Source organism: Novosphingobium resinovorum (assembly GCF_036352595.1).
GTDB lineage: Bacteria > Pseudomonadota > Alphaproteobacteria > Sphingomonadales > Sphingomonadaceae > Novosphingobium > Novosphingobium resinovorum_B.
Window position 1 is genome coordinate 1 of record NZ_JAZFAX010000074.1, and the last position, 8,398, is coordinate 8,398.

Annotated in this window: 6 protein-coding genes; 5 read left to right on the forward strand and 1 reads right to left on the reverse strand. The window is 66.7% G+C overall.

Annotated features, from left to right (window positions below):
- Positions 1-233 precede the first annotated feature (233 nt).
- The 5 genes from V2S85_RS26435 (at position 234) to V2S85_RS26455 (ending at position 8,051) form a co-directional block, all read left to right on the forward strand.
- Positions 234-809 (forward strand): sigma-70 family RNA polymerase sigma factor, encoded by a 576-nt coding sequence (locus V2S85_RS26435; RefSeq protein WP_330705769.1) that lies wholly within the window; start codon positions 234-236, stop codon positions 807-809.
- Positions 778-1,770 carry a FecR family protein gene (locus tag V2S85_RS26440; protein ID WP_330705770.1) on the forward strand — a complete coding sequence of 331 codons (993 nt, stop codon included), beginning with the start codon at positions 778-780 and terminating at the stop codon, positions 1,768-1,770. The genes V2S85_RS26435 and V2S85_RS26440 overlap by 32 nt, the downstream gene beginning before the upstream one ends.
- A gap of 85 nt (positions 1,771-1,855) precedes the next feature.
- Complete coding sequence (locus tag V2S85_RS26445; protein WP_330705771.1) at positions 1,856-4,786, forward strand: TonB-dependent receptor; 2,931 nt, start codon at positions 1,856-1,858, stop codon at positions 4,784-4,786.
- An 11-nt stretch (positions 4,787-4,797) separates the two neighbouring features.
- On the forward strand, positions 4,798-5,985 hold the full coding sequence (locus V2S85_RS26450) for an SGNH/GDSL hydrolase family protein (protein ID WP_330705772.1): 1,188 nt from the start codon (positions 4,798-4,800) through the stop codon (positions 5,983-5,985).
- Entirely contained in the window at positions 5,982-8,051 is a 2,070-nt protein-coding gene (locus tag V2S85_RS26455) for a glycoside hydrolase domain-containing protein (protein WP_330705773.1), read from the forward strand. Before V2S85_RS26450 ends, V2S85_RS26455 begins: the two co-directional genes overlap by 4 nt.
- Before the next feature lie 89 nt (positions 8,052-8,140).
- On the opposite strand, the gene V2S85_RS26460 is transcribed toward V2S85_RS26455, so the two are convergent.
- On the reverse strand, positions 8,141-8,398 hold a 258-nt coding region (locus V2S85_RS26460; protein WP_330705774.1), incomplete at its 5' end, for a hypothetical protein.

Consider the following 8,398-nt stretch of genomic DNA (forward strand, 5'->3'; position numbering starts at 1 on the left):
TTTCGTGATCTTCAGCATCGATCCACCTGTCCATAGCGAGAGGGAAAATCGATCCATCACGGCAGGCAAGCATCGCCGCCGCCGGGAAGGATCGCTGGATAGATGCCGAGGGGAACGGATATCCTCCATGCGGCGAACACCTTTTTTGCAGATCGTCGTGGCTGTATCGGAACTGTCATCGAGAGCCGATAGTCGCTGCTGCGATGTCCTTCTCCCGAGAACGCGCTGTCTGGTTGGGACGCAATGTCTTCCCGCACGAAGCTGCCTTGCGGCAGTGGCTGGGCGCGCGCGCCGCTTCGGCAGGGCTGGAAGTCGATGACGTGGTACAGGAGACTTACGCGATTCTCGCTTCGATCGAGAATGTCGACCACATCCGTAACGCGCGCACTTATATGTTCGAGGTCGCCAAGTCGGTCGTCCTGCAATCCCTGCGCCGGGCCAGGATCGTGACGATCGACGTCCAGGCGAACGCGCAAGTCCTCGACATTCCGGAGGACGCGCCCAGCCCGGAACGGGTCGTCGCGGACCGGCAGGAACTCTCGCAGGTATCCGCCGCGATCGCGGCCCTGCCAGATCGTTGCCGCGAGGTTTTCACCTTGCGCAAGATCCAGGGGCTCAGCCAGCGGCAGGTAGCCGACACGCTGGGCATCGCGCAAAGCACCGTCGAAAAACACATGGTCAAGGCGCTGGCGATCCTGACGAATACAATCGGGCGTGGCGGAAATGGGCGCAATGCGGCATCTAGTCCGCGTGACCAGCGAAACGACAGCGAGACCGGTGAACAATCCCGACAGCGTGAACGCGCTTGACGAGCGCGCCGCGCAATGGGCCTTGCGCGTGGATGCAGGAACGCTGGATTCCGAAGACGAGGCGGAACTCGACGCCTGGGTCGCCGCCGACCCGCGCCACGCGGGCGCCTTCGCGCGGGCCATGGCCGCCAACGCCTATTTCGATCGTGCGGTCGCGCTGGGCGTCGCCCGGGAGATTCCGGAGCACGAACCCTCGGCGCCGCTGGACACGTCCGTTGCCCCGGCGCGCCGCGCCGTCAGCAGGCGACTGTGGCTGGGCGGGGCCGCAGGCGCCATCGCTGCATCGCTGCTGGCGGCGGTCGGATTAAACCGCCTGACCGGCAGCACGACGCTGACGGCGGACAAGGGCACCGTGCGCCGCACCGCTCTGCAGGACGGTTCGGCGGTGACGCTCAACGCCGGAACCGAAGTCTCGGTGGCGATGCAGCCGCTCGAACGGCGGATTGCCATGTCGGTGGGAGAGGCCAACTTCGACGTGGCAAAAGACCCCGCGCGGCCGTTCATCGTCGAGGCGGGCGCCGTGCGCATCCGGGTGATCGGCACCAGCTTCCTCGTGCACTTGTCCGACATCGGCGATGTCGCGGTCACCGTGCGCGAAGGGCGCGTGGAAGTGCGGACGGGCAATTCGCCGCCCGTCCTGCTTGCCGCCGGGGACCGCATCGCCCTTCCGGCCCACGGCCCGATCGTGCGCGAGCAGCTTTCGGCGGGCGAAGTCGATCGGCTAGGCCTGTGGCAGCGCGGCGAAATGGACCTGACCGGCCTGACCCTCGCAGACGCGGTGAGGCAGTATGCGCGCTATTCCGACCGGCGCATCGTGATCGAGGATCCGCGCGTGGCTCAGCTCAAGGTCGCGGGCATTTTCTCCACCAGCGATCCGGCGGGTTTCGCGCAGGCTGCCGCGCTGGCGCACGACCTGCGCGTGACGCGCGATGACGACACGCTCATCCTCTCCGCAAAATAAAATTGGATCGCAGTGGAGGATCGTCGGCCTGCCCGCATCTAGCCCTCGAAAGCGGCAGATGCGCCGCTGGTGGGGATCGTTACACATGCATTCGAGGTTCGTTTCCGGCTGCGCCATGGCCGTCATCGCCTGCGCCATCGCCAGTCCCGCGCTTGCCCAGGCCAAGCCAGCGCAGGAGCGCCAGTTCGACATTCCCGCGCAGGCCCTGGCAAGCGCCATCGCCTCGCTGGGACGGCAGGCGCAGGTCCAGATCGTGGCGCCGGGCGGAGGGCTGGACAGGCTGCGCAGCCGCCCCGTCAAGGGCCGCATGGATGCGCGCGCGGCGCTGCGGCTCCTGATCGGCGGCACCGGGCTGGAAATCGCCGCCGACGACGGCGCGCGGATCGTGCTGCGCCGCGTAAAGCTGAGCGAGGCGCGCCCGGCCGTCCCCAGCGATGCCGCTGCCGCAGACGACATCGTCGTCACCGGCTTTCGCGCCAGCCTGAGCACCGCGCGCGACATCAAACGCAAGTCGGACGCCATCGTCGACGCCGTCGCTGCCGAGGACATCGGCCAGTTGCCCGACAACAGCGCGACCGAAGCGCTGGCACGCCTGCCCGGCGTCCAGGTCTTCCGCAACCGGGGCGAAGGCCAGGCCATCACCATTCGCGGCATCTCCAGCGTGGTGACGATGATCAACGGGCAGGAAGCCTATACCGGCTCGTCGCGCCGGACGCTGCTCAACAGCTACCCGGCCGGGCTGATCCGCTCCATCGAAGTCTACAAGGCGCTGACGCCCGACCTGATCGAGGGCGGGATCGGCGGCGCGGTGGACGTGCAATTGCGCCAGCCGCTCGATTTCAAGAAAGGCATCAGCATCGCCGGGACCGTGCGCGGCAGCTACGACGACCAGGCCGACAAGCTGATGTACAACGGCGACGTGCTGGTCGCCGGCAACTGGGACACCGGCGCGGGCGAGATCGGCGTGTTGGTGAACGCCAGCTACACCCGCCGCGACTACTACGAATCCTATCGCGAGAGCCTTGGACCGCAGACCACCGCCGCCGGATACAGCCTGCCGACCGGAATCCTCGCCAAGAACCCCAAGGGCCATTACGAGCGCCCGGTCCTGACCGGCGAGATCCAGTGGCGCCCCGCGTACAACTTCGGGATGTATCTGCGCGCCACCAACGTCACCGACGACAACACGTATACCGACACCGACTTCCAGACCAACATCGCCGCCAACACGGTGCTGCGCGATGTCGAACTGGTGGAGGGCACCAATATCGTCAAGAGCGCCAGCTTTACCGCGACCGCCAATTCGGGCGCCCGTTCCAACCATACGCGCCAGTTGCTCGATACCACCCAGGTCGAATTCGGGGCGGACTTCAAGTCGGGCATCGCCGCGCTCACGACCAGCGCGGTCTACACCACGTCGCGCGTGGAAACCGACCAGCAGTTGTTCCTGCTCGGGTTCAACAAGGCGCCGACGATCGACGCCACGTTTCAGAGCGACGGCAAGTGGGGCGGCCTGTCCTATTCCTACCCCTCGGTGGACCTTGGGGACATCAACCAGTTCCACGTCCGCGCCTATTCGGACACCCGCGAGCGCCAGAAGGGCAAGGGCCTGCAGTGGCGCACCGACCTGGACCTGGACACTGGGACAGGTTTCTTCCGCTCCTTCAAGACCGGCTTTCGCTATGCCCGGCGCACGGCCGGATACCGCTCGGGGACCAATCTGGTCGACCTCAATTCCCTCAATCTGCCGATGTCCGCATTTCCCGGCGGAACGACGCCGAGCGTGCTGTCGCGCCGTCCCGGCGGAGATGATGCGGCGATCCCCACGGGCTGGGTCGGCTACGATGCGACCTACCTCGACAGCGAAGCGAACGTGATCGCGCTGAACAACTACATCAGCACGCTCAAGCCCGGCTACTTCACCGACAACGGCCGCCCCGCCTACGATCCGATCAATGCCTTCGACGGCAAGGAACAGAGCTTCGCCGCCTATGGCCAGTTCAAGTACGGCTTCGAACTGGCCGGCATTCCCGTGGACGGCGTGGCGGGCCTGCGCGTCGTCAACACCTGGCTCACGATCGACGGCACCCAGAGCATCCGCGAGAACACCCCGTCCACCGGCGGCACGATCACGCGCTTCGAGCCGATCCATGGTCGCCAGAACTACGTCGACGTCGATCCCGCGATCAGCGCGGTCGTGCATTTCACGCCCGCGTTGCAGCTGCGCGGCGCCTGGACGAAGACGTTCAGCCGCCCCGATTTCTCCAACCTCAATCCCACGGTCGCCCTGGTGCAGGTCCAGACCGCTTCGGGCGACTACACGGGCATCGCCACCGCCGGTAATCCGGACCTCAAGCCGGTGCGTTCGACCAACTGGGATCTGTCGCTGGAATACTACTTCGGCCGTACCGGTTCGATATCGCTGGCCGGGTTCTACCGCGACGTGAAGGGCTACATCGTCAAGACGACGGTGGAGGATAACGCGATCCCCGGGGCGCTGGGCACGGTGGACGTGACGAAGTTCGTCAACGCGGGCGATGGCTATATCAAGGGCACCGAAGTAGGCGTGAACACCTTCTTCGATTTCGCGCCGGGCGCACTGCGCCACTTCGGAGCCTCGGCGAACTACACCTACATCGAATCCGAACAGAACCTGCCGGCAACGGACGCCACCGCCGCGTTCAAGGGGCAGACGGCGGGCATTTCCAGGCACAGCTACAACGCCAGCCTGTTCTACGACGACGGCCGTTTCCGCGCCAAGGTGGCATGGTCGTGGCGCAGCGACTTCACCCTCAGCTACAACCTTACCGATCCGAGCAAGAACCTGAACTGGTATCCGATCTCGCGGCTGGCCGCCTCGGCGACTTACAACATCAACCGCAATCTCTCGCTGACGGTGGACGGCACCAACCTGCTGAACCGCCCGCAGCGCGCATACTGGGGCAGCAAGGCCTTCACCGACCGCGTCTATTTCGAGGGCCGGGTCTATTCCGCTGCCCTGCGGTTCAAGTTCTGAGGAGCGGGACGATGAAGCAGCTTGCCATGGCCGCCGTGCTCGCCGCCGCCATCGCCCTTCCCGCGTCGGCATCCGCGCCGACTGAATGGGCCGGTGCATGGGGCTATGCCACCTCCCCCGCGACGCGGACGGTCAGCGGCGAGAACCCGGCAGGCACCTATCGCTACCGTATCCGCGCCAGCCAGTCCGGCGATGCGCTGCGACTGGTGCTGACCAACCCGGAAGGCGCGGCGCCGCTGTCCATTGCGGCCATCTCCATCGCGCGCGCCGCGCAGAAGGACGGCTTCGCGCTGGACGAGCCGAGCCGCACCCCCGTCACGCTCGGCACCACCGCGCCGATCGCCGGCGGGCAGATCGTCGATACGCGCCCGGCGGCCCTTGCGGTCCGGGCGGGCGACGATCTGATCGTCGAAATCGTGACCTCGTCCCCCAGCACCACCGTCGCCGGCAATGCCGGCTTCCCGGCCGCCTTTGCGCCCGGACCGGTCGATGCGCGCGGCGAACGGTTGGAGGCCGTCAAACTGCGCCCGCTGGTCACGCAAATGGCGGTCCATGATCCCGCCGCCCCTTGCACCATCGTGACCCTGGGCGATTCTATCACCGAAGGCGCGCGCGGCACCCGCGCCGACTGGCGCGGATGGCCCGGCGTTCTGGCGCGGCGACTGATCGATCAGGGCGCCGGCAAAAGGTGCGGCGTCGTCAACATGGGGATCAGCGGCAACCGACTGCTGCGCGCCGGGCGCGGCACCGCCGCGATCGAACGTTTCGAACGCGATGTCGCCTCTGTCCCGGGCGTCACCCACCTGATCGTGCTGGAAGGCGTGAACGATATCTGGCGCGCCACCTTGGTCGGGGAGCCGCCGGTAGGCCCCGCTGACCTGATCGTCGGATACCGCAAGCTCATCGCCGCCGCTCACGCCAAAGGCATCCGCATCTATGGCGGGACGATCACCCCGGGCTTCGGCTGGAAGGCCTTCACCCGCGAGATGGAGGACACGCGCCAGACGACCAACGCCTGGATCCGCAGCAGCGGTGAATTCGACGCCGTGATCGATTTCGACGCCGCGCTGCGCGATACCTCGAACCCGCCGATGGTCCTGCGCACCTACGATTCCGGCGATCACCTGCATCCCTGCAACGCCGGTTACGAGGCCATGGGCCGCGCCATCCCCCTCTCTCTGTTTCGGAGCAATCCTTGACGTTCATTGCCTCTGTCGTGCGGGTAAGCGGGCGAACCGCCGCTCTTGCCGTGTCTTTCGGATTGCTGTCGGCGCCGGTGCTTTCCCTTGCCGACGAAGCCCCGGCGCCCGTCGACATGGTCGATCCCTTCGTCGGGACCGCCGGAGACCACGGCCAGTTGACGCCGGCAGCGACCGGACCGTTCGGGATGGTGCAACTCTCGCCGGATACGGTTCCTGCCCAGCACGCAGGCTATGACTACGATGGCAACCAGCTCGCCGGCTTCTCGCATACCCGCGCGGTCGGCGTGGGATGCGGCGGCGGCGGCGGTGACCTGCTCGTCTCGGTCGGTTATGCTGGAGAGGCAGGGCCATGGGCAATGGACAAGGCGTCCGAGCGGGCCGGGCCCGGCTGGTACGGCGTCAGCTACGGCGGCGGCGTGCGCGCCGAACTTGCGGCCGTGGGCGCAGAGGGCCTTTCGCGCTTCACCATGCCGCGCGCCGGCACCGTCCGGGTCATCCTCGACCCGCGCCACAGCTACACCAAGCGCCGCAGCGCGCGGTGGGAGCGCCGCAAGCCGGACGACCTGCGCGGCAGCATGTCCGCAGGCACCGTATGCGACCAGGGCGTCTACCACCTCTCGTTCGCAAGCACGCTGCGCCGCAATGGCGAGGCAGTGACGAGCGTGGCCATCCCACTGGGCAACGACCGGCTCGCCTTCGATCTGCCCGTGACCGCGGGAGATCGCATCGAGCTGCGCACCGGGCTATCAGTGGTCGATACGCGCTCGGCCCGCAAAGTGCTGCAAGCCGGCGTCGCCCGCCTTTCGCTGGAGCAGGTCAAGGAGCGCGCCCGGCAGGCATGGGCGCAGGAACTGGGCCGGGTGCAAGTCCCGGGAAGCGGCGAGCGGGCGAGGCTGTTCTACACGCACCTGTTCCGCGTCCTGCAAACTCCGGCGCGGATCGACGACGTGAACGGGCGCTATCGCCGCTCTGACGGCACGCTGCACCATGTCCCACGCGGGCACCACCGCTATGCGGGCTGGGCGGTGTGGGACAACTACCGCACGCAACTGCCGCTGATAGCACTGCTCGATCGCGACCGATCGGCCGACGTCGCCGCCTCGCTTGCCGAACTCTACATCGCCGGCAAGGCACAATGGGCCACGCAGCACGAGCCGTTCATCACCGTGCGGACCGAACATGCCGGGGTGGCCCTGCTCGATTTCCGGCGCAAGGGCATCGGCGGCTTCGATGCCGCCGAGGTGCTCCCGCTGATGGTCAAGGAACTGGACGCCCTGCCGAACACGGCGCCGGACCAGCAGATCGAGACGGCCTACGATGTCTGGGCGGCCGCCGAACTCGCGCACGATCTGGGCGATGAACCGCTGGCGACACGCCTGCGCGAAAGGTCACTGCGCTATCGGACCACCTGGAAGCGCGAGTTCGAGACCATCGCACCCGACTTCGACATCGTGAAGGCGCGGGGCCTGTACCAGGGCACCTTGTGGCAATATCGCTGGGCGCCGGTGTTCGACCTCGACTGGCTCATCGACGAGCAACTCGGCCGGACGCGGTTCAACCGCGAACTCGATCGCTTCTTCGATGAAGGCCTGTTCAACATGACGAACCAGCCCGACATCCAGGCGCCGTTCCTGTTCGCGCTGAGCGGACAGCCGCAAAAGACGGCGACGCTGATCGACGGCATCCTGAACCGGCCGATCGACCATTGGTACACGAATGCGGGCAAGCGCCCGGCACCATGGCACGGCCGCAGCTTCGCGCTCTCTCCGGGGGGCTATGCGGACGGCATGGACGACGATGCCGGAGGCATGGCCGCATGGTACGTCTGGGCATCGCTCGGTCTCTATCCCATCACGCCCGGAAAGCCGGAATATGTGATCACCACCCCGGCCTTCACGAATGCCGTCATTCATCCCCAGGGAGGTGGTCGGATCACGATCGAGCGGCTCAGCAACGACGGCCCGAGCTTCGCGGCACGGTGGAACGGGATTCCCTTGCCGGCAATGAACATGGATCACCGCTCGATCGTCGCCGGGGGGCGCCTGGAAGTCTTTTCAAAATAGATACCCAGGGCCTCGCTCACACCATCTGCGGCACGAATACTCGGCCTCGCCGCAGCGTCAAGCTGTTACCCCTGCGCGCCCGGTCCGGCTCATGATGCAAGCGCCGCCATGATGCGCAACCAGAGTTTCTGGTCGAAATCCTTGTCGATAGCGGCCGCACCTGTCCGCACGACAATCAGGCGCTTGCTCGGAACGATGTAAAGCCGCCGGTCGAGCGCGCCTAGGGCAGCGACCATGTCGGCCGGCGCCGCGGAGACCAGTGGCCCCTCGTTCCGGCCTGAAGCGCGGACCGTATAAGCGCTCCCGTTCAGCCACCACAACCGCCCGTAGGCCGGATTGGCCGCCGA

What these genes read in the sequence shown, in the direction of transcription:
- V2S85_RS26450 (WP_330705772.1), top strand. Translation starts at nt 4,798, where the DNA reads ATGAAGCAGCTTGCCATGGCCGCCGTGCTCGCCGCCGCCATCGCCCTT.
- V2S85_RS26445 (WP_330705771.1), top strand. Translation starts at nt 1,856, where the DNA reads ATGCATTCGAGGTTCGTTTCCGGCTGCGCCATGGCCGTCATCGCCTGC.